The sequence below is a fragment of the Staphylococcus sp. AntiMn-1 genome, assembly GCF_001663395.1.
GTDB lineage: Bacteria > Bacillota > Bacilli > Staphylococcales > Staphylococcaceae > Staphylococcus > Staphylococcus equorum.
In genome coordinates, this window is record NZ_CP012968.1 from 1,848,948 (window position 1) to 1,874,407 (window position 25,460).

At 34.8% G+C, this 25,460-nt stretch carries 20 protein-coding genes and 3 pseudogenes; 18 read left to right on the plus strand and 5 right to left on the minus strand.

What is annotated here, in order from left to right; all coding sequences use genetic code 11:
• The first annotated feature begins 50 nt into the window (after nt 1-50).
• The 8 genes from AOB58_RS09065 (at nt 51) to rlmH (ending at nt 9,794) form a co-directional block, all read left to right on the plus strand.
• Nucleotides 51-512 carry a MarR family winged helix-turn-helix transcriptional regulator gene (locus tag AOB58_RS09065; RefSeq protein WP_046465674.1) on the plus strand — a complete coding sequence of 154 codons (462 nt, stop codon included), beginning with the start codon at nt 51-53 and terminating at the stop codon, nt 510-512.
• 365 nt (nt 513-877) lie between these two features.
• Complete coding sequence (locus tag AOB58_RS09070) at nt 878-2,284, plus strand: DHA2 family efflux MFS transporter permease subunit (RefSeq protein ID WP_064783321.1); 1,407 nt, start codon at nt 878-880, stop codon at nt 2,282-2,284.
• A 425-nt stretch (nt 2,285-2,709) separates the two neighbouring features.
• A complete protein-coding gene (gene yycF, locus AOB58_RS09075) occupies nt 2,710-3,411 on the plus strand; it encodes a response regulator YycF (protein ID WP_002506236.1) in 702 nt (233 codons plus the stop codon).
• Between the two features lie 13 nt (nt 3,412-3,424).
• Entirely contained in the window at nt 3,425-5,257 is a 1,833-nt protein-coding gene (gene walK, locus AOB58_RS09080; protein WP_002506237.1) for a cell wall metabolism sensor histidine kinase WalK, read from the plus strand.
• Nucleotides 5,247-6,587, plus strand: coding sequence for a YycH family regulatory protein (locus AOB58_RS09085; protein WP_002511858.1), 1,341 nt, complete (start codon nt 5,247-5,249; stop codon nt 6,585-6,587). Before walK ends, AOB58_RS09085 begins: the two co-directional genes overlap by 11 nt.
• Nucleotides 6,588-7,367, plus strand: a complete 780-nt coding sequence (locus AOB58_RS09090; protein WP_064783322.1) for a two-component system regulatory protein YycI — start codon at nt 6,588-6,590, stop codon at nt 7,365-7,367.
• A gap of 543 nt (nt 7,368-7,910) precedes the next feature.
• Nucleotides 7,911-8,711 (plus strand): MBL fold metallo-hydrolase, encoded by an 801-nt coding sequence (locus AOB58_RS09095; RefSeq protein ID WP_102134920.1) that lies wholly within the window; start codon nt 7,911-7,913, stop codon nt 8,709-8,711.
• Between the two features lie 603 nt (nt 8,712-9,314).
• Nucleotides 9,315-9,794: a 23S rRNA (pseudouridine(1915)-N(3))-methyltransferase RlmH gene (gene rlmH, locus AOB58_RS09100; RefSeq protein WP_064783323.1), complete on the plus strand. Its 480-nt coding sequence runs from the start codon at nt 9,315-9,317 to the stop codon at nt 9,792-9,794.
• A 550-nt stretch (nt 9,795-10,344) separates the two neighbouring features.
• Here the strand turns inward: rlmH and AOB58_RS09105 are convergent.
• Nucleotides 10,345-10,692, minus strand: a complete 348-nt coding sequence (locus AOB58_RS09105) for a helix-turn-helix domain-containing protein (RefSeq protein ID WP_021339344.1) — start codon at nt 10,690-10,692, stop codon at nt 10,345-10,347.
• 77 nt (nt 10,693-10,769) lie between these two features.
• Here AOB58_RS09105 and AOB58_RS09110 point away from each other — a divergent pair, with 77 nt between their 5' ends.
• The 4 genes and pseudogenes from AOB58_RS09110 to isaB all read left to right on the plus strand — a co-directional run bounded on the left by AOB58_RS09110 (nt 10,770) and on the right by isaB (nt 13,182).
• A complete protein-coding gene (locus AOB58_RS09110) occupies nt 10,770-11,453 on the plus strand; it encodes a type 1 glutamine amidotransferase domain-containing protein (RefSeq protein ID WP_002511752.1) in 684 nt (227 codons plus the stop codon).
• Between the two features lie 21 nt (nt 11,454-11,474).
• Nucleotides 11,475-12,140 carry an SDR family oxidoreductase gene (locus tag AOB58_RS09115; protein WP_002511751.1) on the plus strand — a complete coding sequence of 222 codons (666 nt, stop codon included), beginning with the start codon at nt 11,475-11,477 and terminating at the stop codon, nt 12,138-12,140.
• A gap of 45 nt (nt 12,141-12,185) precedes the next feature.
• Nucleotides 12,186-12,333: pseudogene (locus AOB58_RS14010) on the plus strand (NADP-dependent oxidoreductase); the annotation flags it as partial.
• Nucleotides 12,334-12,711: 378 nt separating this feature from the next.
• Nucleotides 12,712-13,182: pseudogene (isaB, locus tag AOB58_RS09120) on the plus strand (immunodominant staphylococcal antigen IsaB family protein).
• A gap of 373 nt (nt 13,183-13,555) precedes the next feature.
• Here isaB and AOB58_RS09125 read toward each other — a convergent pair.
• The 3 genes from AOB58_RS09125 to AOB58_RS09135 all read right to left on the minus strand — a co-directional run bounded on the left by AOB58_RS09125 (nt 13,556) and on the right by AOB58_RS09135 (nt 16,161).
• The gene (locus AOB58_RS09125) at nt 13,556-14,032 is read right to left on the minus strand and encodes a nucleoside deaminase (RefSeq protein WP_002511750.1); all 477 of its coding nucleotides are present in this window, start codon (nt 14,030-14,032) and stop codon (nt 13,556-13,558) included.
• 48 nt (nt 14,033-14,080) lie between these two features.
• Nucleotides 14,081-15,121 (minus strand): NAD(P)-dependent alcohol dehydrogenase, encoded by a 1,041-nt coding sequence (locus AOB58_RS09130; protein WP_002506279.1) that lies wholly within the window; start codon nt 15,119-15,121, stop codon nt 14,081-14,083.
• 305 nt (nt 15,122-15,426) lie between these two features.
• Nucleotides 15,427-16,161, minus strand: a complete 735-nt coding sequence (locus AOB58_RS09135; protein ID WP_064783324.1) for an NAD-dependent protein deacylase — start codon at nt 16,159-16,161, stop codon at nt 15,427-15,429.
• 276 nt (nt 16,162-16,437) lie between these two features.
• Between AOB58_RS09135 and dcuS the strand changes: the two genes are divergently transcribed.
• From dcuS to AOB58_RS09160, 5 genes and pseudogenes are all read left to right on the plus strand, one after another.
• Nucleotides 16,438-18,039, plus strand: coding sequence for a DcuS/MalK family sensor histidine kinase (gene dcuS / locus AOB58_RS09140; protein ID WP_064783325.1), 1,602 nt, complete (start codon nt 16,438-16,440; stop codon nt 18,037-18,039).
• Nucleotides 18,040-18,756 carry a response regulator gene (locus tag AOB58_RS09145; protein WP_021339353.1) on the plus strand — a complete coding sequence of 239 codons (717 nt, stop codon included), beginning with the start codon at nt 18,040-18,042 and terminating at the stop codon, nt 18,754-18,756. It abuts the gene before it with no gap.
• Nucleotides 18,757-18,896: 140 nt separating this feature from the next.
• Nucleotides 18,897-20,249 carry a 2-hydroxycarboxylate transporter family protein gene (locus tag AOB58_RS09150; RefSeq protein WP_021339354.1) on the plus strand — a complete coding sequence of 451 codons (1,353 nt, stop codon included), beginning with the start codon at nt 18,897-18,899 and terminating at the stop codon, nt 20,247-20,249.
• A 29-nt stretch (nt 20,250-20,278) separates the two neighbouring features.
• Nucleotides 20,279-21,460 carry an NAD(P)-dependent malic enzyme gene (locus tag AOB58_RS09155; protein ID WP_064783326.1) on the plus strand — a complete coding sequence of 394 codons (1,182 nt, stop codon included), beginning with the start codon at nt 20,279-20,281 and terminating at the stop codon, nt 21,458-21,460.
• A gap of 166 nt (nt 21,461-21,626) precedes the next feature.
• Nucleotides 21,627-22,814, plus strand: a pseudogene (locus tag AOB58_RS09160) (GTP-binding protein); the annotation flags it as partial.
• Between the two features lie 82 nt (nt 22,815-22,896).
• On the opposite strand, the gene AOB58_RS13355 reads toward AOB58_RS09160, so the two are convergent.
• Nucleotides 22,897-23,340 (minus strand): DUF1801 domain-containing protein, encoded by a 444-nt coding sequence (locus AOB58_RS13355; protein ID WP_021339357.1) that lies wholly within the window; start codon nt 23,338-23,340, stop codon nt 22,897-22,899.
• Nucleotides 23,341-23,738: 398 nt separating this feature from the next.
• On the opposite strand from AOB58_RS13355, the gene AOB58_RS09165 reads away from it, so the two are divergent.
• Nucleotides 23,739-25,448, plus strand: a complete 1,710-nt coding sequence (locus AOB58_RS09165; RefSeq protein WP_064783327.1) for an ABC-ATPase domain-containing protein — start codon at nt 23,739-23,741, stop codon at nt 25,446-25,448.
• Nucleotides 25,449-25,460 lie beyond the last annotated feature (12 nt).

Below are 25,460 nucleotides of genomic sequence, written 5' to 3' on the forward strand. Positions count from 1 at the left end.
GAGTATTTATTGGCATAGCATCATATGAAATCAATGTGAGGAGTGTAAGTATGGCAAATGATAAAAGTATAGAGGGATTGGACCTCATAGATTTAATTAGTGAACGTCACAGTGCGCTTAGACAAACTTTGGAATCCACAACTTCAGAGCAAATACAAGATGTTCACTTCAGCAGCTCAGAATGGTATCTGATTGATAAAATCAACTATGAGAAACCAACTTTTGCCGAACTTACTAGAAAAATTCATCTCACACGCCAAGCTATTCATAAAGCGATCAAACAATTAGAGCACAAAGGTGTCGTTCAAGTTGAAGCTGTACCCAATAATAAAAAAGAAAAATGCGTAAACTTAACTACATTAGGTCTGCAGTGTTTTGAAGAGTATGTAGAACATAAATTACAACTCGTCGCGCACATAGAAACAATGATTGGTAGTACACAGTTAGAGCAACTTAAACAAGTACTCCAGCAAGATTGGCATTTAGAAGATATTGAAATAAATACTAAATAGATAATTAAGTATCAAGCAATAGAAGCAATTGTTTGATGCTTAAATTTTTACAATCATTTTCGTCAACTAGGTTGACATTAATTTGAAAAATTTGGTACAGTAAGTAAGTTCATATTGAGCGGACGTTGTTTGTTGTCATCATGATTTAAATTATTTCCTGGGTGATACTAAACTGATGTTCAATTTATATAGACTAAAATGAAATGGAAATATAGGAATAAGTAGTAAAGCATGGAGATGAATTTAATAAAATGAGCGACAAAGCACGATTGCTATACACTTGAATATATACCTCAAGGCAACACTCACTTTATTATCTCTTAATTATACTTATACTTCGTTTACCATAAAAAGGAGTATATCAAATGGCAACACAAGTAATAGTGAAAAATCCAAAAATGTATGCACTCGTATTAATGATTGGCGGATTTATGGGTCTGTTTAGTGAAACAGCATTAAATATGGCTTTAACAGATATTATGGCTGATTTTCAAGTTTCAGCAGCAACTGTACAATGGTTAACGACAGGTTATTTACTCGTCATGGCTTGTTTAGTTCCTGCATCTTCGTATTTAATCAAATGGTTTAATACAAAGTCTCTAGTTATTACAGGCATATTATTATCTTTATTAGGCGTCATCGTAGGCGCACTTGCACCTAACTTTGGCTTGTTATTGTTAGGACGTATTATACAAGCATTAGGTACAGGTATCTTGTTACCGATTATGGTGACCGTACTAATGTTAATCTTCCCAATTGAAAAACGTGGTGCCGTCATGGGGATAATGGGACTTGTTATTACAGCAGGACCAGCACTCGGGCCGACATTATCAGGTGTTATTATTTCAGCATCAAGTTGGCACTTCATCTTCTGGATTAGCGCAATTTTATATATTGTTGTATTATTGATGGCTTTTTCACATGTTGAAAACGTTGGAGAAATTACGAAACCTAGAATAGATATTATTTCGATTTTCTTATCGACGATTGGTTTTGCAGGACTAATATTCGCACTTAGCTCAATGGCGGAAGCGGCATTTACAGATGTCATCGTATGGTTGCCATTATTCATTGGCGTAATTGGCTTAGCAATCTTTATCGTGCGTCAGTTTAAAATCGACTCACCAATGCTTAACTTAAACGTATTTAAGTACCCAATGTTTATATTAGGTGCAGCAATGGTGTTCATAACGATCTTATGTATATTATCTACAGGTATTTTATTACCACTCTATTTAAAAGGTGCGCTATTATTTAGTTCTGTTGTTGCTGGTTTAATCTTATTACCAGGTAACGCAGTGAACTTAGTATTATCGCCAGTTATTGGATCATTATTTGATCGCTTCGGCGCGAGATACTTTGGCATTATAGGTTTCGTACTTATGTTTATCGCAGCAATCTCATTCGCGTTTATGATTTCAGCTTCTACTCCAGTATGGGCAATCATTCTTGCATTCATGGTGTTATTCTGTGGTATATCCATGGTTATGATGCCAGCACAAACAAATGCGTTAAATCAATTGCCACATCATCTATATGCAGATGGTTCAGCTACGATTACAACATTAATTCAAGTAGGTGGCTCAGCTGGTACTGCGATTGCCATAACAATTTACACTACAGCAATGAAGGCATTCGGTTCAGCTAACCCGACTGCTGCACAAGAAGTTGTACTTGCACACGGTATCCAATATACCTTCTTCTTTATAGTAGGTTTAACAATAATCGGATTTATACTGTCTCTATTTGTTAAAAAAACGAAAACAATTTAAAAATGATATGTGATACATATAAATAAGTGATGCGTACATGTAGAAATTAGAGCGAATGAATCATTCTCCGCTGTAACTTGAATACATGACCCGTTACTTCATATATGTATCACTTTTTTTGATTTTGATAGGAAGATGTATGCGTATTGCATGCTTCTTAAAAGGAAGGTTAAATGCAGGATGTATATGGGTTATAGGCAAGAAGTTCGATTGATACGCTGATATTGTTTACACTTGATGCATCTATGATTTATCGATAAGTACCCATTTAATACGAACAATGTTATAATTTTACAATATACAAATATAATTTTCTATTTAGAAAAATAGAATTAATAGGTTATAAATGGTAAATTATACTAGAGAGAAAGACGTAAAATTTTTAAAAATGAACGTACTACAATTTAGAAATGAGGTTTATAAATATGGCTAGAAAAGTTGTTGTAGTCGATGATGAAAAACCAATTGCTGATATTTTAGAATTTAACTTAAAAAAAGAAGGTTACGAAGTATTTTGTGCCTACGATGGTGATGATGCAGTTGATTTAATATATGAAGAAGAACCCGACATCGTGTTATTAGACATTATGTTACCAGGGCGTGACGGCATGGAAGTATGTCGTGAAGTACGTAAGAAATTTGAAATGCCGATCATTATGCTTACAGCAAAAGACTCAGAAATTGATAAAGTATTAGGTCTTGAGCTTGGCGCAGATGATTATGTAACGAAACCGTTTAGTACACGCGAATTAATCGCACGTGTGAAAGCAAATTTACGTCGTCATTATTCACAACCAGCACAAGAAGTGGACAACGCATCCAATGAAATTTCTATTAAAGACATCGTTATTTATCCAGATGCATACTCTATCAAAAAACGTGGCGGAGAAATTGACTTAACACACCGCGAATTCGAATTATTCCATTACTTATCTAAACATATGGGTCAAGTAATGACACGTGAACATTTATTGCAAACTGTTTGGGGTTATGACTATTTTGGTGACGTGCGTACAGTAGACGTAACAATTCGACGCTTACGTGAAAAAATCGAAGATGATCCATCTCACCCAGAATATATAGTAACTCGTCGTGGCGTTGGATATTTCCTCCAACAACATGACTAGGGGTCGCTTATAAATGAAATGGCTTAAATATTTTCAGTCTTTACACACGAAACTTGTTATTGTCTATGTGTTGCTCATTGTAATCGGTATGCAAATTATCGGTTTATATTTTACCAATAGTCTAGAAAAAGAATTAACACAAACATTTAAAAATAATATTTCGCAATACGCGAAACAAATCGAAATTAATATAGAAAAAGTCTATGACGAAGACAATTCGGTTAATGCTCAAAAAGAAGTTCAAAACTTATTAAATGAGTATGCCAATAGACAAGAAATAGAAGAAATCCGCTTTATTGATAAAGACCAGATTATTATGGCCACTTCAAAGCAGTCTACGCGTAGTCTAATAAATCAAAAAGCGAACGATAACTCTATCCAAAAAGCCTTATCTTTAGGCGAAATTAATAGCCATACCGTGTTAAAAGATTACGGTAACGGGAAACAACGCGTGTGGGTATATAACTTACCAGTTAAAACATCAAACGACGGTACGATAGGTAACGTCTATATCGAAGCGGATATTAACGATGTATTTAAACAACTTAGCAGCATCAACCAAATCTTTATCGTTGGTACAGGGATTTCCTTGTTAATTACTATTATCTTAGGTTTCTTTATTGCACGAACAATTACGAAACCTATTACAGATATGCGTAACCAAGCTGCAGAGATGTCTAAAGGTAACTATACGCAACGCGTAAAAATATACGGTAACGATGAGATTGGTGAGCTGGCACTTGCCTTTAATAATCTATCGAAACGTGTACAAGAAGCACAAGCGAATACAGAAAGTGAGAAACGTCGCTTAGACTCAGTAATCACTCATATGAGTGATGGTATTATAGCGACCGATCGCCGTGGTCGCGTGCGTATTGTCAACGACATGGCATTGACGATGATGGGCTCACTAAAAGAAGATATTATTGGGGACTACATGTTAAATGTCCTTAAATTAGAAGAAGAATTCTCTTTAGATGAAATTCAAGAGAATAATGATAGCTTCTTATTAGATATTAATGAAAATGAAGGCATTATTGCACGTGTTAACTTTAGTACAATTGTTCAAGAAACAGGGTTTGTGACAGGTTACATTGCCGTACTACATGACGTTACAGAACAGCAACAAGTAGAACGTGAACGTCGTGAATTCGTAGCAAATGTTTCACATGAATTACGTACACCACTGACATCTATGAACAGCTACATTGAAGCGTTAGAAAGTGGCGCTTGGGAAGATAAAGAACTTGCGCCGCAATTCTTATCTGTAACACGTGAAGAAACAGAACGTATGATTCGACTTGTAAATGATCTCTTACAATTATCTAAAATGGATAACGAATCCGATCAAATTACGAAAGAAATCATAGACTTTAATATGTTTATCAATAAAATTATTAACCGTCACGAAATGTCCGATAAGGAAACGACATTCGTCCGCGAAATTCCAAATAATACGATTTTTACAGAAATCGATCCAGACAAGATGACACAAGTATTTGATAATGTCATTACCAATGCGATGAAGTATTCTCGCGGCGATAAACGTGTAGAGTTTCACGTGAAACAGAACGCATTATACAATCGTATGACAATACGTGTGAAAGATAATGGCATTGGTATTCCAATTAATAAAGTGGATAAAATCTTTGACCGTTTCTACCGTGTGGATAAAGCACGTACACGTAAAATGGGTGGTACAGGCTTAGGCTTAGCCATTTCCAAAGAAATTGTTGAAGCACATAATGGTCGCATTTGGGCAAACAGTGTAGAAGGACAAGGAACATCAATCTTCATTACACTGCCATGTGAAGTACTAGAAGATGGTGATTGGGATGCGGAGTAAAGAGTTAATCAAATCCATCATCCTATACCTTTTAGTATTAATGAGTGTTGTGCTGACATACATGACGTGGAACTTCTCGCCAGACTTAGCGAACGTAGATCAACAAGATAGTAGTAATAAAGATGCGAAAGCAAATACGATAGGTAAACCACTTGATCAAGGTATGAGTAAAGTTGTTGCGCCATATCAAATCATTCACTCTAATGGTGATGACACAGAAGGTATGGAAGCGACACGTAGCAACGTCGAAGAGACCATCAGCCCCTTGAAAAATCAGCGCGTACTACATGCCGAACAAATGCATAGTAACCATAATTTGATCATTCCAGATTTAAGTGACGAATTTTTAGTACTGGATTTCAGTTATGACATGCCACTAGCGACTTATTTAGGCCAAGCATTGAACATCGATGCGAAAGTACCGAATAACTTTAAATTCGACCGTTTATTAATTGATGACAATCAAGACGGCAAAGTTAAACTCTATGCTGTTAGTAAAGATCGTCATAATGTTGTGCGTATGACGACGACGGCGAAGATCAGTTCATTTGCTAAACAAATGAAAGAACAACAGAAAAGTATGAAGCCATATACAGAGATTATTACGAATAAAGATACCATCGATAAGGCTACACATATTTTTGCACCAAAGGCACCTAAAGGTTTGAAATCATATCACACGATTTATAATCGCATCAGTGTCGATACGATGAATTCTATACTCTTCAATGACTCAGTAGTCGTACGTAGCACGAAAAGTGGGACAGCGACATACAACAATAACACCGGTGTCGCCAACTACAGTGAAGATAATGAAAAATATCGCTACACGAATCTCTCAGAAGATGAGGATCGTTCAACAAACATGCAAGATAGTATTCCAAGTACTTATGATTACATCAACAATCATGGTGGCTTTACAGATGATTACAGACTGTTCAGCACAGATAATAAAGGCGGCGAACTGACATATCAAATGTTCCTAAACGGCCGACCAACTTTCAATGATGACGACTTGAATAATATTAAAGTCTCATGGAGCGACAAAGGCGTCTTCAGTTATGCACGTGCATTGTTAAAATCTAATGTCACGATAGACAGCGGTGAAGATGAAATAGATTTACCAGGTGCTGAAACAGTACGTTCAGAACTGGCAAACAATCCTGAAATCGACTTTGAAGAAGTAACAAATATGACGATTGGTTACAACATGGAACATAAAGATGACGGTAGCGACATCGAAATTCAACGTAATAGTGAATTCAAACCACAATGGTATGTAGAGTATAAAGGCGAATGGCATGCATACAACGATGGGGGGCTAGAATAAATGAACTGGAAACGCGCAAAAACATTATTTATTATCGTATTTATTCTAGTCAACATTAGCCTGATTATTATCTACGTGGATAAAGTGAATAAATCACAAATTAGCGATAGTGAAGACGAAAATGCAGTGAATTTTAAACAAGAAGAAATTAAAATTCCAGAGAACCTCCCAAGTGTGAATGGTTTGAAAATGCAATTACTGACAGCAAGGTCTAATGATTTTTCATCTTATGCGAAGACACGTCCAAGTATCACCAGCGAGCATTCAGGCGCATTAGCCAAAGGTGATATTAGTGACCCAATTAACATCGGTAATGATCAATTCACCGACCTTAAATCGTATGTCAAAGGCAGCGTCTATAAAGGTGAAGATTACGAAATGAGCCATATTGATGATGAAAAAGTTACATTTGAACAGACATATAATGATTATCCAATTATGAATAATAGTAGAGCGAAATTAGAATTTAATGTAGAAGATGGCAAAGCTTCAAGTTATGAACAAACTGCTATGAAATCTATCGAGCCTTCAGAAGGTACGAATAATGATAAAAAGCAAGTGAACACAGCGCGAAGTGCCATCGAAGACCTTTACTATAATCGTTATCTCAAGCGCAATGATGAAGTAACTAATGCACGACTAGGCTACTATACTGTTGTCAAAGAGCCGAACGTTCAAGTGCTTGAAGCCAATTGGGAAATCAAAGTAAAACACGGCGATAAAATTAAAACATATTATGTCGAAGCTGTAGCAGACAGTCCAAAAATTATTGAAGAATAATCTTGTGGATAACTGTGGATAACTGTGGATAAGTTGAGAATGAATTACGCACACCTTTTTAGTAAGGTGTGCTCATGCTGTTGACAAAGTCTCTGACTTTGTTGGCAGTTTTTTTATGCACGCTTTCCGCGGGCGCTGCCTTATCCTGTAGATTTTGACTCGTGTTGTTTACTCAGGCGTCTCGTTAAAAATTTTTACAAGTTACGTATAATTATTAAATCACTTTTTAGAAAGTGATTAATGTAATTTAAAAGATAGATTAGTATTTAAATAAACAATTTGGACATGCTGAAAGCTAAAAGTATGTTAAAATTAAATACTGTTAATGAGAGTTATTAAAGAAGTATGAAATGGTTCAAAAGCCTATCATATACTTAGAATTTTGAAGATAGCTCAAGCTAATTTTTAGAAAAGAGCTCGTTTCATATTCTCAAAAACTTAGATAAATTACTTTATTATAATAAATAATTAGACAGAGGGCATGTTGATGGCACATAAACCGGAGACTTCCCCATAAGTAATAGAAGCAATAGATTAGAAAGGGTGAATCGCTTGATACGTATGAGCGCATTGGCGAGTGGCAGTACTGGGAACGCCACTTATGTGGAAAGTGATAAAGGTAGTATTCTTGTCGACGCAGGTTTGACAGGAAAAAAAATGGAAGAGCTATTTGGACAAATAGATAAACAAATTAAAGATTTAAATGGCATCTTAGTTACACATGAACATACTGATCATATTAAAGGTCTAGGTGTGTTAGCACGTAAATATGGTTTGCCAATTTATGCGAATGAGAAGACATGGACAGCCATTGAAAAGAAAGATAGTAAGATTCCAATGGATCAGAAATTCATTTTTAATCCATATGAAACGAAATCAATTGCTGGATTTGATATCGAATCGTTTAATGTTTCTCATGATGCGATAGATCCACAATTCTACATTTTCCATAATAATTATAAGAAATTCACGATTTTAACAGATACAGGTTATGTTTCAGACCGCATGAAAGGCATGATTCAAGGTAGTGATGCCTTTATATTCGAAAGTAATCACGATGTGGATATGTTACGCATGTGCGGTTATCCTTGGAAGACGAAACAACGTATATTGAGTGATATGGGACATGTTTCAAATGAAGATGCAGGTTTAGCAATGACAGACGTCATCACAGGCAGCACAAAACGCATTTACCTGTCTCACTTATCACAAGATAACAACATGAAAGACTTGGCACGTATGAGCGTTGGACAAGTCCTCAACGAACACGACATCGACACAGAAAAAGAAGTATTGCTATGCGATACTGATAAAGCCAAAGCAACACCGATATATACACTATAGAATATTTTAACTTGTTTGAAGTTTAGATTTTCTTAATGCATTAGCTTCAAGCTAATGTAATCCATGGTCAACAATAAAGTGAAGGAACCGATATCTCAATAGCAGGTATCGGTTTTTTATATTTTTTTAGCATATATATATAAGATAGAATACATTTAATAGGAGGATTTTTATAGGGAAATTTACTCAATAAAAGAAGGAATATATGGGTATACAACCCTAGGTCTTAACTGAAAATAGCTATATGCAATTGACGGATAATTATAACAATTAATGAAATTACTATGTAGTAAGGATTCAGCAAAGATAGTATGAAGATAATGTAAACACTGTGAATAAGTATGTAAGACAACCTCGTACTTATCCACGGAATTATACATAGTTATCCAGAGATGTGCACAATTCACAGGGAAGTACCCACATTGTACACAGAGTTATCCACAAATAAACAGGTTATTCACTTGTTTTTGTGTAGAAAACGTAAACATTATTAAAAAATAGTATGCATTCCTGTTATAATAAGAGGGAATAGTGTGAATAAGTGTATAACTTGTGGATAAGTCTAATAACTGTCAACTACTACACAATTTTTGGAGGATAACTATGAAGATTACGATACTCACAGTAGGTAAACTAAAAGAGAAATACTGGAAACAAGCTATAGCAGAATATGAGAAGAGATTAGGAGCTTATTCTAAAATAGAAATCATCGAAGTAGCTGATGAAAAAGCACCCGAAAATATGAGTGACAAAGAGATAGAGCAAGTTAAAGAGAAAGAAGGTCAGCGCCTACTAGCAAAAGTAAAACCACAATCCACAGTGATTACTTTAGAGATTAAAGGAAACATGCTGACGTCAGAAGGATTAGCCAAAGAAATAGAAAGCCGCATGACACGCGGTCAAAGCGACTTTACATTTATTATTGGCGGATCAAACGGTCTACACAAAGAGGTTTTAGACCGCAGCAACTACGCCCTGTCATTCAGTAAAATGACTTTTCCACATCAAATGATGCGCGTCATCTTAATCGAGCAAGTCTACCGTGCGTTTAAGATAATGAGGGGAGAGCCCTATAATAAATAAAACAAGAAATTAAGTTGTACTTAACTTAGAAGTGGATGTGAAGACTATTAAACTTTTTTAGGTAAGCTTTAACCTGTAAATATCTTTTTAGAAAAAGGTGAAGATTTATTAGATTATCAACATATTAAAGCACAAATAAAAAGTAGGGACTTACAGATAAACAATAAACTTACGAAAGATCCACAAGTTGCTTTTATTCATAATGCACGTAAGTTTCTAGGAGATAAATTTATTAGAATTGCAAAGCCACATAAATTACTAAGTAATAATAAAATAATTGCTGTTAAACTTCCTTAATCAAGCAATGCCTATCCTTCATCGCCATTGCTTGTGTAATCTGTTCTAGTCTATCCATCCATCGTCCACTAATTCTATTCTAGCTTATCCACCCGACGCAATTTTCTGACTCATTCTAGCTTTGCCTATCCACCTATCGTCCTTTATCTACGCACTCCACCTTTAAAATCTACAACTTCCTTATGCTTATTCATTCACTAACCCTCCATACTCTTCTCATCGTTCTTTTAATTCACACCCCCCTTTTCCTTCGTCACTCGGTCATGGCAGTTTGTAATTCTTGTTCAATTAAGTAGATATGTGTACTGATCAAATTCCGTTGTTCGTTCAAGAATTCTAGGTGTGCGCGTAAAACGCTTGGGACATCTATTTTGTTTTGATAAAGCATGTCTGTGTTTTTTCGGATTTCTTTTAATGGCATATTCAAATTGCTTAGGCACTGGATAAATTTAATCATTTCGATATCGTCGTCTGTGTATAAACGCTTGTTATTTCTATCTCTGTCGATGTGTTTCAAGATATTCTTTTTCTCGTAATAACGCAGTTTGCTTTTAGGTATATTGCAATAATCTGAGACATATTCAATGTAATATTGTTTCATGTAAGCATATCCTTTCTCTTAAACCAAGGTTTAACTGATATTGTACTCTATATAAACATGAATGAGGAGGAAATACAATGAAAAAAGCTTTAATTGTTGTAACAAACATTGCGAAATACGATAATTTAGACAGACCTACGGGTGCGTGGTTCTCAGAGGTTACGCATTTTGCGAAAGATTTCTATGACGCAGGTTATGATGTTGATTTCGTAAGTCCGAACGGTGGATATGTGCCTCTTGATCCTATCAGTCTTAACCCTGAAATGATGGGAGCTGAGGACTGGGAATACTACACGGATCATGATTATATGAATAAATTTGGACAAACATTATCTCCAAAAGAGGTTAATCCTAGCGACTATCAAGCCATTTACTTTGCAGGTGGACATGGTGCGATTTGGGATTTTAGAAATAACAAAGAACTTAACGACATTGCGTTAAGTATTTACAATAACCAAGGCATTCTCTCTTCTGTATGTCATGGTGCGGCTGGTCTACTCGACATTAAAGAAAATGGCGATTACCTCGTTCGTCATAAAGACGTGACTGGTTTTACAAATAGTGAAGAACAAGCAAATGGTACAACTGAATACATGCCATATTTATTAGAAGACGAATTTATTAGTAACGGTGCACATTTTAAAAAAGAGGATGACTGGAGCAATTTCGCAGTCGTAGATGGTCGCATTGTGACTGGTCAAAATCCTCAATCAGGACATGCTGTTGCTGAACATGCTTTAAAAATCTTAGCTAATCAATAATTTTAAAAAGGAGCGATACACATGAAATCGTTAATAATTGGCGCTCATGGTGGCGTTGGTCAACATCTCGTACGCAAACTCAAAGCACGAAACGTTGACTTTACTGCCGGTGTTAGAAAAGAAGAACAAGTTGAAGTTTTAAAAGCAGATGGTATTGATGCAACTTACATTGATGTTGCAAAACAATCTATTGATGAATTAATAGAATTATTTAAACCGTATGATCAAATCCTTTTTTCCGTCGGTTCTGGTGGAAGCACAGGTGACGATCAAACAATCATAGTAGATTTAGACGGTGCAGTGAAAGCAATTAAAGCAAGTGAACACGTCGGTCGTCAACATTTTGTTATGGTATCAACGTACGACTCACGTCGAGAAGCGTTTGATGCGTCAGGCGACTTGAAACCATATACCATTGCTAAACATTATGCGGATGACTACTTAAGACATGCAAATTTAAAATATACCATTGTGCATCCAGGCGCTTTAACAAACGAACATGAAACGCAACAATTCAATATGAGTGCGCAATTTGAAAATGTACAAAATCCGTCTATTACAAGAGAAGATGTAGCAGAAGTGCTTGTTTCTGTATTAACTGATGAAGCATTACAAGGTCACGAATTCCAAATCATCAATGGTGATTTGTCATTATCAGACGCAACGACTAAATATCTGGAAGAATAATAAATGAATAATCAACAAGTTGTACTTGCAAAACTACCATAAGGTATCCCTCAAGACCGTTGTATTTAGATTTGAAACAATAGAAGCACGAGAACCTTAAGTAGGTGAAGTTCAAGTAGACTCCATTTATTTATCTATAGATCCTTACATGAGAGGTAGAATGAATGATACAAAAAGCAATATTCAACCTTTCTAAGTGGATGAGCAATTACAATTTATCATGTTCGCACTCGCGAAACTATTATAAGACTTATCATAGCAACGCCTGGAACATTACGTTTTGTTCCAGGCGATTTTTTTATATTTACACTTAAAATCAATGTATATCAAATGATTCTCAACATGGGGCATGGCAATGTATATGCGCTCTTTGTTTAATTATGATTATATCAAACATTTACTTTGTAATTTGTCTATAGTGATAAGTCTCTAAACTAAGAAAATCAAAAGTTAAATTGCGAGTATGAATGTAAAAAGAAGTAAAAAATTTATATTTTTATATAATTATTTTGTGGCATTGTAATATTAATGTAATAATGTGGCCTGTAAGACAAATATGAGGAGGGTTTTTATGAAAAAAGTTTCTAAATTTATTTTAGATAGTAGTTTAGTTTTGAGCTTTTCTGTAACGCCCGAATTATTTAATGTCACTCAAGCACATGCACAAGAATCTGTGAAACCTTCTTTTAATTATAGAGGTTAGACAGCACATCAAAGTAACTTTATTCTAGATAAGAAATTTAAAACATCTCTAAAAGCTGTTAACTTCAAGATTAATAATTACAAGATTACTAAAAATAATAAAGACTTATACGATCCAACATATTACGGGGTTTCTAAACATAAAGCGAATGGTGTTTTCTTCTTATTAGACCGTAAGTCAGTGAGCAAAAAAGAATTTTTGAATCATTACGGTGAAGCAAAGTATACATCTACATCAGCCTGAGGTAAAGAATATATCTATAAAATTGAAGATAAAGATGTGAGATTTTTTGTTAACCAAAAGGATTATGTCATCAAAGGACAAATCATTAGTGAATAAAATGAGATACTAAGCATGTATGAGAAGTGGGATAAAATTCATTTTGAATCGTAGTCTCGCTCCCTAAATTAATTTATACTGCATTTAATTCAAAAGTTATTTTACATGTTTAAGATTGACGATAAAACAATATAAAAAACCGCATCATTAACCGATACGCAGAAAGTTATCCTAGGTGATTTGAATTATTAAAAAAGTGAAATCGAATGAATTAGCATCAAAAGTAGTTAAGTAAAGTTTCATCTTTCTGAATCAGGTAATACCAACACCAACTAATTTAGGCATAAAAACCCCACAATACTTTAAAATATTGTGGGGAATTACTTTCATCCAATTTTAGGCGTTTTTAAAAATAGCTTAGCAAGAAATCAAACTATTTTGTGTGTAACTTTAAATGTAAAACGTGTACTTTTTCTGCCAATTCTTGAACTGGGCCATCGACATCAGCATTTTCAATAACTTGATGGATAGGTAAACTTTTTACTGGTGATTGTGGTGCACCAATGTCACTTAGCCATGTATTTAATTGCTCAGAAGAACTGGCATAAACGATTCTTCCAAGACCTACCCAACCATGAGCGGCGGCACACATCGGGCAGTGTTCCCCAGAAGTGTAAACCGTTGCTGTCTTGCGCTCTTCTGGTGTTAAATGATTAGCAGCCCATTTCGCTATTTCGAATTCAGGGTGTCTAGTGTGATCACCACCACTAACATGGTTGTGATCTTCAAATAAAATGTTGCCATTAGAACTCACTAATATAGATCCAAATGGTTCGTCTCCCTTATTCAATGCCTGTTCTGCTAATTCGACACATTTCTCTAAATAAGTCATATCAGATTCACTAACCATCTAATAACCTCCTTAGTCATTACAAATGAATATTATTCATTAAAAATATTACATAGTACTTGTATCAATTACAAAACGATATTTAACATCTGAAGCTAACACTCTCTCATAGGCATCATCAATTTGGTCAGCTGAAATTAATTCGATTTGAGGTTCAATGTTATGTTTTGAACAGAAATCTAACATTTCCTGAGTTTCTCTTATACCACCAATAGCTGAACCAGCAAATGATCTACGATGACCTATTAAATTTGCTACATGTAATGATATAGGCTCTGCGGGTGCCCCAACATTAACGATTGTACCATCTAGTGTTAATAATCTAAGGTAGTCATCTAATTTCAGATTCGCACTTACTGTATTAATAATTAAGTCAAATGAGCTTGCAAGTGTTTCAAACGTTGCTTCATCACTTGTTGCATAATAATGTGAAGCACCTAATTTCAAACCATCTTCTTCTTTATTTAATGTTCTTGATAATACAGTTACTTCAGCACCCATAGCACGTGCAATTTGAACAGCCATGTGTCCAAGTCCTCCCATACCTATAACTGCTACCTTTTTATCTTCATTTGCATTCCAATGATTTAAAGGTGAATAAGTCGTAATGCCAGCACAAAGTAATGGTGCAGCAGCATCTAAACCAATATTATCAGGAATACGTAATACAAAATCTTCATGTACTACGATATGTGTTGAGTATCCACCTTGAGTTGGTTCACCATATCTGTCTGTACCTGCATATGTACCGACGTTTCCTTTTAGACAGTATTGTTCTTCGCCATTTTGACAATGAACACATTCTCCACAAGAGTCTACCATGCAACCCACGCCGACACGGTCATCTATTTGATATTTACTAACTTCAGAACCGACTTCTTTAACAATTCCTGCGATTTCATGACCTGGCACTAATGGGTAATTAACGGGACCCCATTCTCCATGTGCAGTATGAATATCAGAATGGCAGATGCCTGCATATTTAATTTCTATTAAAATATCGTGTGTATCAAGATCACGTCTTTTAATTTCTGTAGCATAAAAATCAGAATCTGGACTATTCACAGCTCTAGCTTTAACATTTAACATATATTAATTCCTCCATTATTCGTACTTCAGAATATTTCTATTGATATTCTTCACTGTTCATAATAGACCTTAAAGTATACTTTAGGTCAATGAATATGACTTCGCATAAAATTATGACTGAACAAAAACAATATCTGGAGTAAATAATATATGCATTCATTTATAAAACAGTGAAACTATCGATAAGGTTGTTTCCAGTATTTTAAAACTATTTAATATTGATTCAAAAATTACCAAATAAAAAAGAACGCGTCTTATAAAACGCGTTCTCCTTTTTTATAAATACTTTAATTTCACTACCTAACTCACTCTACATACCCTAGTTCATTAACTACTTTGACCATGTCGTCATGAATGACTAAAGTTGCGTGGTTATCATAAGGTGTATGGTCTTTATTAATGATAACTAGGTTCTGTCCTTGAAATTTCGAAATAAGTCCTGCTGCTGGTTGAACTACGAGTGACGAACCTAGGACGACTAAAGTATCGGCTTCTTTTATTTTATCTAGTGCATTATAAATCGTATTTTGATTTAATAATTCTCCATAAAGTACAATATCAGGTCTAATAGGACTTCCACACACTTCACATTCGCGTAAATGATGCTTCATCACATAATCTTTGAAATATGCCTTATGGCAGTCAATACAATAGAAATGATTTAACGTACCATGCAGTTCATCTACATTAAGACTCCTCGCATCAGAATGTAGACCGTCGATGTTTTGAGTGATAACCCCTAATGAACGTTTATCTTGTTCTAGTTGAGCAATCCATTGATGAACAAGGTTCGGCTGTTTATCAGCTAAAAGTAAACGTTTATGATAAAAATCAACAAATCCTACTGGGTCATCTTGAAGATAATCCGTACTTAATAAATATTCAGGCGCGTAGCCATCTTTTGAAATTTCATCAAATAGCCCACCCATAGAACGAAAATCTGGGACACCACTTGCGACAGACACACCTGCCCCTGTAAAAAACGTGATTTTATTAGAATCATTAATGATGTTCTTGAATTGTTCAATCCTGTCATTCATGCATTTCACTCCATTAAAAATTTAAAAATCATACTCCTAACCTTTAAATTAATTTTAAATTTTAAAAAGTAATTTAGCAAACAAAACATATACTTAAGCTGCTACATAGGACGGTAGATTATCTCTTGTTTAAGGGCATATTTACGCTCCTTTTGAAATTATATTATTATTTTATTGAATTTAATATTTAAAACTTATACTAATTAATTCCAAAAGTATGCTATATTTCTAATAATTATATGCATAAATTTTAATAACTAAAGGCGGTTTGGGGCTTTGAAGAAACAGAAACTAAAGTTAAGCACATTGATTATTATTGTAGTATGTATTGTAGTGTTATTTTCACTACTTATTACGAGTGTATTGATTAGTAAGACAATTAAAGAAACTATACATCAAACAACTGAAGAGAAGGCTGAAGTAATTGGTAAGACCGTTGCTCAGTCTGAGATTGTTCAATCTACTTTGAAAAAAGGTGACAATGATAACAGCATACAAACTTATGTGTCTGAAATACAACAATCAACGGATGTGAGTTTTATTGTTGTGATGGATATGAAAGGGATACGAAAATCGCACCCTAATGAAAAACGCATTGGTAAGCATTTTAAAGGTGGCGATGAAACGAATGCACTGCACGGTAAAGAGAGTGCTTCGATTTCTAAAGGGACACTCGGTGAATCATTAAGGTCATTTACACCTGTTTATGATGATGGTAAACAAGTTGGAGTAGTTGCCGTTGGTGTGCCGATGAAAAGTGTTTCTGAAGCACTTGCAGATGGCAATAAGCAGATTATCATTGGGTCAATTGTTGGACTGATTGTCGGTGCCATTGGTGCATATTTACTGTCTAGATATATTAAGAAAATTTTATTGGGTTTAGAACCATCGAATATCGCTAAGATACTTGGAGAAAGGAACACGATGTTGCAATCTGTTCATGAAGGTATCGTTGCTGTTGATAAAGAAGGTAAGATTAATTTAGTGAATAAATCAGCGAGGGATATATTTAATAAGGCAGATTTAAAAGGCAATCCGATAGGCATGAAGATTGATGATTATATGGAGTCTACACAACTACCAAAAGTACTCGAGTTAGGTAAACCAGAATTGGACAAGGAACAAAATATTAATGGAGTGAAGATTTTGGTTAATAGAGTGCCACTGGTTGTAAATAATGAAATTGTTGGTGCAATTTCAACATTTAGAGACAAGACAGAGGTGAACAAACTTTCGGAACAGTTAGTGGGCGTGAAGACATATGCTGATACATTACGTGCGCAGTCACACGAGTTTAGCAATAGGTTGCACGTGATTTCTGGTTTGCTGCAAATGGAACATTATGATGATTTAAAACAGTATATACATGAGATTGTTGAATTGGGTAGCGAAGAGAATGGTAGTATTACGTCGAAGATTAAAGATCCTGTGTTAGCTGGCTTCTTAATTGGCAAATTAAGTTTGGCAAGAGAACAAAATATTAAATTGTCTATTATCAGCCATACAAAGATTCCTGAACCGAAACATTCATATATTACTCATGAAATGATTACGATTATAGGTAACTTAATAGATAATAGTATAGATTCTTTAAGCGCATCTGCTGTTAGTGAGAAAACAATTGACGTACATTTGAAATATATAAATAACACATTAATTATAGATGTTGTAGATTCAGGCTTAGGTCTAAAAGGTGATTTAGCACATCAGATTTTTGAAAAGGGCTACTCTTCTAAAGGGGAGCATAGAGGCTATGGGCTGCACCTTGTTCAACAAAGCGTAGAGAAACTTAACGGTGAAATAAATGTAGCTTCTAATGTAGAAGGTAATGTGACATTTTCAGTCGTTATAAATTATTCAGAAAAGGGGGGACTATAAATGTTAAATATCTTAATTGTTGAAGATGATCCAATGGTTGCACAAATAAATCAACAATTTATTAAAAAAATAGATGACCAAACTTCAGTTGATATTGTCTCAAATGTTAAAGAAGCTATAAAACATATAGAAAATAAAGAAATTGATTTACTATTGCTGGATATATACATGCCTGAGGAAAATGGATTAACATTTCTTAAATATATAAGAGAGCAAGGTTATAAAATAGATGCAATTCTCATCACAGCAGCTACGGATGTCGAGGAGATTCAAACTGCATTTCGTTATGGTGCTGTAGATTATTTGATTAAGCCCTTCGATTTTGAGCGTTTTCAACAATCATTGCTGAGGTATAAAAAAGGCCTCACATTCTTTAATAAAACAAGTAGTATTAATCAAACGGATATTGATGCTGAGTTTCTCAACAAGGAAGTTGTTGACCGTGATTCAGAACTGAAATTACCAAAAGGTGTGACGGAAGCAACGTTACAAGTGATTATTGATAAAATGAAATACTTTGAAGAAAATGAATTCTCTACAGATGACATCTCAAAGCGTGTTAATATTTCGAGAGTTTCTGTAAGAAAATATTTAAAGTTTTTAACGGATATAGAGGTTTTAGAGGAATCTTTAAATTATGGTATAGGGCGTCCGATTAATTTCTATAAGGTTAAAAAGGATAATCTTCAGTATTTAAAGGGTTATATAGAATTATAGTGAAATGTTACCGAATCAAAGGGGTGAAATTCCTTTTGATTCGTTTTTTTTAATTACAAAAAGATAATTAAAATTTCATAAACTATAAATTTATATTGTTTATGAATAGAATAGATTTATACGTAACAAGGGGGTTAATAATGAATACGAAAGCAAATTTGAAAGCGCTTACTAATGGTGGGATGCCAATAGAGAGCAGCTTTAAAAGTTTAGGAAAAAGGCTGATTAATATTAAAGTGGGTGTGTTGCCATTGCCACTTTACTTAACACTAGCTGCAATTATATTAGCTGCATCCGTATATAATACATTACCTGCAGACATGATCGGTGGATTCGCAGTAATCATGATTTTGGGTATCTTGCTAGGAGATCTTGGTCAAAAATTGCCGATTTTAAAAGATATCGGTGGACCTGCTATTTTAGCATTACTTGTACCATCTGTTTTAGTGTTTTTAGATGTTATTAATACGTCTTCAATGGAAGCGGTTACAAGTTTAATGAAGACATCGAATTTTTTATATTTCTATATTTCTTGTTTAGTTGTTGGAAGTATTTTAGGTATGAATAGTAAAGTGTTAATTCAAGGATTCACACGTATGTTTGTGCCTTTACTAGTGGGGACTATTATGGCAGTATCTGCTGGTTTATTAGTCGGCTTATTATTTGGTTATGATATTAAGCATACATTGTTTTATATTGTTGTACCTATTATTGGAGGAGGGATTGGTGAAGGTATTCTCCCATTATCCATTGCATACTCATCTATATTAGGAGGAAGTGCTGAATCATTCGTTTCTCAAATGATTCCAGCAGCAGTAATTGGTAATATATTTGCGGTTGTCACTGCGGGAGTCATGATGCGCGTAGGTGAAAAACATACAAAGCTTTCAGGAAACGGAAAATTAATTAAATCTGAAAACATAAATGAAACAAATGATGATAAAGAAGAGAAAGAAAAAGTCATTGATTTCTCACTTATGGGAGCAGGTTTACTCATTGCTTGTAGTTTCTTTATTGTCGGTACACTTGGTCAAAAATTCATAGGTATACCGGGGCCAGTTATTATGATTCTATTTGCAACGATTATTAAATGTTTGAAAGTAATGCCACACAAAATGGAAGACGGCGCACATAATTTATATAAATTTGTATCTACAAGTTTAACTTGGCCATTAATGGTAGGTCTTGGAATGTTGTACATACCTTTAGAAGATGTCGTTAAGATTGTTACACCAGCTTATGTTGTCATATGTGCATCAGTCGTATTAACCATGATTGTTTCTGGTTATTTTGTAGGTAAATTGATGAAAATGTATCCAGTAGATGCCGCTATCGTGACGGGATGTCATAGTGGTCTAGGCGGTACAGGAGATGTAGCTATATTATCAGCATCTAAACGCATGGCACTTATGCCATTTGCACAAGTTGCTACCAGAATAGGCGGCGTATCAACAGTCATCATGGCCACGTTTTTGTTAAAAATATTAAGTTAAATCATAATACTATATAAGGGGTAATAAATATGTCAGTAAGAAATGCAACTACAGATTCTATCAGTTTACACCATGAACGTTCAGGAAAAATAGAGATTACGAGTAAAGTAGAGGTTAATGATGAACAGGATTTGAGTGTCGTATACACGCCTGGTGTATCTGAAGTATGTAAGGCGATTACAGAAGATGAATCAAAAGTAAATTCGTTAACAGCACGAGGTAATATGATTGCTGTAGTTACGGATGGTACGGCTGTACTTGGATTAGGTGATATTGGACCCAAAGCGGCTATACCAGTTATGGAAGGGAAAAGTATTTTATTTAAAAAACTGGCAAATGTAGATGCATTTCCGATTTCATTAAATACAAAAGATACTGAAGAAATTATATCTATTATAAAAGCGTTAGAGCCTAATTTTTCTGGAATTAATCTAGAAGATATATCCGCACCACGTTGTTTTGAAATTGAGAAGAGATTAATTGAAGAACTTGATATTCCAGTATTTCATGATGATCAACATGGAACGGCAATAGTTGTGCTTGCAGCATTAATCAATGCACTTAAATTTGTTCAAAAAGAGGACTATTCTTCAAAAATAATTATTAATGGTGCAGGCTCAGCAGGTATTGCGATTGCTAAGTTATTATTAGAAGCGGGATATAATAATATTACACTGGTCAGTCTAGAAGGTGTCTTAAATAAATCAGAAACATGGATGAACAGCGCTCAACAAGATATTGCAACATATACAAATCCTGAAAGATCTACAGGCACATTGGATGATGTCATTCAAAATGCAGATGTATTTATTGGTGTATCAGGCCCCAAAGCGTTAACAAAAGATCATGTACAGTCAATGAATGATAACCCAGTTGTTTTTGCATTAGCCAATCCTACCCCAGAAATATACCCAGAAGAAGCAATAGAAGCTGGAGCTACAATCATTGGAACAGGACGTTCAGACTACCCTAACCAAATTAATAATTTACTAGCGTTTCCTGGAATATTTAGAGGCGTGTTAGATGCACAATCAAGTGATATTACAACAGAAATGAAAATAACAGCAGCTAAAGCAATTGCAGGATCAATAAGAGAAGATCAGTTGGCAGCAGATTTCATCATTCCGAATGCGCTAGATAAAAACGTCACTCACCAAGTCGCCGAAGCGGTTAAGCATAGTGCGAAAAAAGAAGGGAAAATATTAGTTTAGAATGAAAAAGCTGACAACATTATTTGTCAGCTTTTTTGATTTTATAAGTTACGTTTAATATTGAAAAATTAATCAATAGGTCATTATTATAATATTGACTTTAGGGATAATTCACGTTACATTATAAAACGTAATAATTACGATTTATAAAAGGGAGTTATGTCTAATGAGTAAAATTCCAGTAACTGTTTTAAGTGGCTATTTAGGTTCAGGGAAGACTACGTTGCTCAATCACATTTTAAAAAATCGAGAGGGACGTAAAATAGCAGTTATTGTAAATGATATGAGTGAAGTCAATATTGATAAAGATTTGGTTGCAGAAGGCGGCGGCTTATCGAGAACAGATGAAAAACTCGTTGAATTATCAAATGGCTGTATCTGTTGTACTTTGAGAGATGATTTATTAAAAGAAGTGGAACGTCTCGTGCACAAAGGAAATATAGATTATATTGTCATTGAATCTACAGGTATTTCAGAACCTGTACCCGTTGCCCAAACATTTTCATACATAGACGACGAACTCGACATTGATTTAACGTCGATATGTCAGTTAGACACAATGGTGACAGTTGTAGACGCGAACCGATTCACCAATGATATTAACTCAGAAGATTTATTGGTCGATCGAGACCAAGGTGCTGATGTTACGGATGAACGCACGATTGCAGATCTACTAATCGACCAAGTTGAATTCTGTGATGTCCTGGTATTGAATAAAACAGATTTAGTTACTGACGAGGAATTACAGAAACTTGAAAATGTACTGAGACAGTTACAACCTGAAGCGAAATTAATTAAAACTGTGAATGCAGAGGTAGAATTAAACGAAATTTTAAATACGGGACGCTTTGATTTTGAAAAAGCGAGTGATTCTGCAGGATGGATTAAAGAATTAACTGAAGGTGGCCATGCGACACATACACCAGAAACTGAAGAATATGGTATTAGTTCTTTTGTTTATTCCAGAAGATTACCGTTTCACGCGAAACGTTTTAACACATGGTTGGAAAATATGTCAGATAACATCGTGCGTTCCAAAGGTATCGTGTGGCTCGCGCAATATAATGAAGTCGCTTGTTTATTATCACAAGCGGGGTCATCTTGTAACATTAGTCCAGTGACTTACTGGGTAGCTGCGATGCCATTAGAACAACAAAGACAGATTTTACACGAAAGAACAGATATTGCAGAAACGTGGGATATTGAATATGGTGACCGAAATACACAATTTGTCATTATCGGAACGGATTTAGATACTGAAAAAATTGAACGTGAACTCGATGCATGTTTATTAAATCGTTATGAAATAGAGCAAGATTGGGGCAGTTTAGCAGACCCTTATCAATGGGAGATAAGTAAGCAACAAAATCCAAAAGAGGAAGCATTTGATTATAATGCTTCCTCTTCTATCTTTGATTATATGAATACTATTTATTTTACTGAGAATTTTTCAGGCGTGATTCGTACAGTGCAATCCATTCTTCAACGCTTGTTTTTTCTGCCAGTTCGCCAAGGAGGTCATAAGGGATTTTCTTTGGATTACTGAAACGTATACAGCTCTTTCCCATATTCAACTTGGTGTTCATATGCTTTGGATATTCATTGATGAACCATTCGTATAATGCCTCATCTCGGTAAAGTCCCATGTGGTAGACAGCCAAATGACGTTTTTGAGCGGCAACTGCGATAAAAGGGAGTGGGGCTTGATCGACATGATATCCATCAGTATAAGTTGATTTCGGAACTGCAAATCCAGGTATACCATGCTGTATATCTACTATAAATCCCACAGGCAAGTGTGCTTCAATCGTATGCCATATCTTTAAAAAACTGTCTTTCCATTTTTCATCGATATTTTTTACATATTCATCAAATGTCATCGTAGTCCCCCTAATTTTTCTATTGTCTAATTCCAATTACTTTTATTCTAATTCAGGAATAGTTTTACTTAATGATTATCTCACTAGTATGTTTAATTTTAAAGGAATAAAGAATTAGTAAATATGCTTTACCAAAAAATAAATAAAACTATTAATACATAGCGTTACCTATATGAATCAAGCAATTTAGAAAATACTTAATTCAATTATATTTGGGAATAGAGTAATCATATATATTTTTTGATGTTGCTACGTTTCTTTTGGGTTTTATTGCGAGAGGTAGTTTCACTATAAAACAATAAATGTTGTACACAGTTAATTTAATAATTTATACTGGGTAAATATTAGAAAGAGCGTCTAAAGTATTTTAATAAAGCATCACTGAAGGAGGTACACTATTGAAACAAGCTACAGAATTTGCGCAGCTATTAAGATCATTAGATGGACAGAAGTATGGTGCATATAAACGGCTGAAGGGTATGTATCAATTTAAGCAGTTTCGTCTTGCAATTGATCATGCACAAGTGGATCCGTATGCGCCGCCTTCAAAAATGAGAATTATCATGAATCGTGAAACGGCAAATATTCCAGACAATCTGATAGATTCCAAAAATAAAATTGTGGCAGTATCTGATTTTCTAGCTCGAGTGTTTAAAGAAAGTATAGAATCGTTGAAACATAACGATAAACACGCAAAAAGTGCTAGAAATATTTCTATCGATCGTTGTGGTCAAGAGATATTAGAGCGGACTGCTGTTGTGATCAATAAACAGGACATTGAAGTGAGGCTAGAAATTAGTTTGCCAGCAGCAGGTCGGAAAATTTTAGGAAAAGTCGCAGCAAATATATTAATCGACACGTTACCAGAAATTGTAGAGCATGCATTACTTTATAAAAATATTGATCAAGCTGCATTAAAGACACAAGTTACGTTAATGTTGGACCAAGCATTTATTCGTGAAGAACTTGAGCGTAGACAACTTGTATCATTTGTCGCGAATGGTTCCATATTGCCACGTAAAAGTGGTGTTTCAGATAAACAATTATCCGGTGCTGTAGCGTTTAATAGTCCGGAAAATGTAGAAGTTGAATTGTCTTTACCGAGTGGGAAAACCATCACTGGTATGGGTGTTCCGAAAGGGATTACTTTAATTGTTGGCGGAGGTTTCCATGGTAAGTCAACGATACTTGAAGCATTAGAACGTGGTGTCTATAATCATATTCCTAGTGACGGTAGAGAATACGTTATTACGTGTCATGATGCTATGAAAATACGTGCAGAAGATGGCCGTAATATAGAAAAAGTGAACATCAGTCCCTTTATAAATAATTTACCGGGAAATAAAAATACTCAGCAATTCTCGACTGAAAATGCGAGTGGCAGTACGTCGCAAGCAACGAACGTGATGGAAGCATTAGAGGCAAACACATCATTATTACTAATTGATGAGGACACATCTGCAACAAACTTCATGATTCGAGATAGCCGTATGCAACAACTGATTGCGCCTGAGAAAGAACCTATCACACCATTTGCGAGTAAGGTAACATCACTTTATAAAGATTATGATGTTTCTACAATTTTAATTGTGGGTGGCTCGGGCGATTATTTTGAGGCGGCAGACCAAGTGTTGATGATGGATGAGTATGTATTGAAAGATGTTACAGCACAAGCTAAATCCATTGCGACGTCAAACGATAGTAATAAAAACACGAATATAGATAAAAAATTCGGAGACATTCCTAAACGCATCCCGTTAAAGTCTAGTTTTTCTAAAAAAGGCAAAGAAAATCGTTTTAAAGTTAAAGGACTGTATTCGATTTTATATGGTAAGGAACTTATTGATATTTCAGGTTTGGAACAATTGGTAGATAATAGCCAAACACAATGTTTGGCGGACATGATTGATTATTACCAGAAGCATCTATTAAATAAGCAGGATACTTTAACTCAAGCAGCTGACAAGCTTTATGATTTTATAGAGCACAATGGTTTAGACGCACTTACTCCATTTAATGGACACCCAGGAAATTTAGCTTTGCCAAGAAAGCAGGAATTCTGTGCAACGCTTAATCGTTATCGTGGGTTAAAAGTGAAAAGCACATAAGAAGACGAAAAA

What these genes read in the sequence shown, in the direction of transcription:
- AOB58_RS09065 (WP_046465674.1), top strand. Translation starts at nt 51, where the DNA reads ATGGCAAATGATAAAAGTATAGAGGGATTGGACCTCATAGATTTAATT.
- AOB58_RS09070 (WP_064783321.1), top strand. Translation starts at nt 878, where the DNA reads ATGGCAACACAAGTAATAGTGAAAAATCCAAAAATGTATGCACTCGTA.
- yycF (WP_002506236.1), top strand. Translation starts at nt 2,710, where the DNA reads ATGGCTAGAAAAGTTGTTGTAGTCGATGATGAAAAACCAATTGCTGAT.
- walK (WP_002506237.1), top strand. Translation starts at nt 3,425, where the DNA reads ATGAAATGGCTTAAATATTTTCAGTCTTTACACACGAAACTTGTTATT.
- AOB58_RS09085 (WP_002511858.1), top strand. Translation starts at nt 5,247, where the DNA reads ATGCGGAGTAAAGAGTTAATCAAATCCATCATCCTATACCTTTTAGTA.
- AOB58_RS09090 (WP_064783322.1), top strand. Translation starts at nt 6,588, where the DNA reads ATGAACTGGAAACGCGCAAAAACATTATTTATTATCGTATTTATTCTA.
- rlmH (WP_064783323.1), top strand. Translation starts at nt 9,315, where the DNA reads ATGAAGATTACGATACTCACAGTAGGTAAACTAAAAGAGAAATACTGG.
- AOB58_RS09105 (WP_021339344.1), bottom strand. Translation starts at nt 10,692, where the DNA reads ATGAAACAATATTACATTGAATATGTCTCAGATTATTGCAATATACCT.
- AOB58_RS09110 (WP_002511752.1), top strand. Translation starts at nt 10,770, where the DNA reads ATGAAAAAAGCTTTAATTGTTGTAACAAACATTGCGAAATACGATAAT.
- AOB58_RS09115 (WP_002511751.1), top strand. Translation starts at nt 11,475, where the DNA reads ATGAAATCGTTAATAATTGGCGCTCATGGTGGCGTTGGTCAACATCTC.
- AOB58_RS09125 (WP_002511750.1), bottom strand. Translation starts at nt 14,032, where the DNA reads ATGGTTAGTGAATCTGATATGACTTATTTAGAGAAATGTGTCGAATTA.
- AOB58_RS09130 (WP_002506279.1), bottom strand. Translation starts at nt 15,121, where the DNA reads ATGTTAAATGTTAAAGCTAGAGCTGTGAATAGTCCAGATTCTGATTTT.
- AOB58_RS09135 (WP_064783324.1), bottom strand. Translation starts at nt 16,161, where the DNA reads ATGAATGACAGGATTGAACAATTCAAGAACATCATTAATGATTCTAAT.
- AOB58_RS09145 (WP_021339353.1), top strand. Translation starts at nt 18,040, where the DNA reads ATGTTAAATATCTTAATTGTTGAAGATGATCCAATGGTTGCACAAATA.
- AOB58_RS09150 (WP_021339354.1), top strand. Translation starts at nt 18,897, where the DNA reads ATGAATACGAAAGCAAATTTGAAAGCGCTTACTAATGGTGGGATGCCA.
- AOB58_RS09155 (WP_064783326.1), top strand. Translation starts at nt 20,279, where the DNA reads ATGTCAGTAAGAAATGCAACTACAGATTCTATCAGTTTACACCATGAA.
- AOB58_RS13355 (WP_021339357.1), bottom strand. Translation starts at nt 23,340, where the DNA reads ATGACATTTGATGAATATGTAAAAAATATCGATGAAAAATGGAAAGAC.